This is a genomic window from Streptomyces sp. MS19, assembly GCF_047200595.1.
Lineage (GTDB): Bacteria > Actinomycetota > Actinomycetes > Streptomycetales > Streptomycetaceae > Streptomyces.
Genome location: NZ_JBJZOH010000093.1, coordinates 1 through 1,006, shown reverse-complemented (window position 1 = coordinate 1,006; position 1,006 = coordinate 1). Strand labels below are relative to the sequence as shown.

At 71.0% G+C, this 1,006-nt stretch carries 1 protein-coding gene; it reads right to left on the bottom strand.

Going from position 1 to position 1,006, the window contains the following annotated elements:
• Positions 1-1,006: WXG100 family type VII secretion target (locus ACL02R_RS30020; RefSeq protein ID WP_412800117.1), on the bottom strand; the 1,006-nt coding region annotated here is incomplete at both ends.

Here is a 1,006-nt window from a genome sequence, read left to right as displayed (position 1 = left end):
GCGCCGATGCCGCCGCGGATGCCGCGGGCGAGACCACCCAGCGTCGTCAGCCCCCGCATCCCCGGAATACAGTCCAGCGCCGCGAACGCCACATCGAGCAGGGACCCCTCACCCCGCGCGAACTTGATCAACGTGTCCGCCAGCACCACCACCGCCGCCGCCAGCACCACCCACGCCAACGGCCCCCCGATGATCAGAACGATCACCCCCAGCACCGCCACGATCACCTTGCAGATCGCCACCAGCGTGTCCCACGCCTCAGTGACCCACCGCACCAGGTTCTCCCACCAACTACGGTTCTGAATCCCCGCGTCCGACGCCTCGTCGATATCCCGCGCCGCCTCCCGTGCCGCCTCCTCCCGCATCGCCCGCGCCTGCTCCGCCAACTCCCGCGCAGCAGCCAGCGACGACTCCGCCGCATCCACCCGCCCCTGCGCCGCACCCCGCGCCTCATCCGCCGCCCGCCGATCCCGCGCCGCCGCACGCACCTCCCCCTCATCCGGCGCAGGCGCACCCGCCCGCTCCCCCTCCCGCTGAAGACGCTCCGCCTCCTCCCCCGCACGCGACACCCACCCCTGCGCATCCCCCAACGCACCCCGCGCCGACACCAGATCAGCCTGCGCCACGACCGCCCGCTCCAACGCACGATCCGCCTGACCCTGCGCCGTCTCCAGCTTCGGCCAATACCCCTGCAACGCCCGCGCACACAAATCGTACGAAGCCTGCAACTTCGTCAGATTCCCCGGCACACCATCAAACTCGCTGCGGAACGCCTCCGCCGACAACCCCGCCCAGTCCAGCACCGCACGATCCGACGCCATCGACCGGATCTTCCCCAGCGCCTCCCCCACATCGTCCGCGAACTCCTGGAGCTCGTCCGCCAGACGCCGCACCTCACCCGGATCACCCGGCGTCGGGTCCCCCTCCAGATCCAACGGACTCCAGTCCGACGCACGCCCCACGAACCCCACCCCCTGTACCCAGGCGATCACGTTCAGCCAGAGAA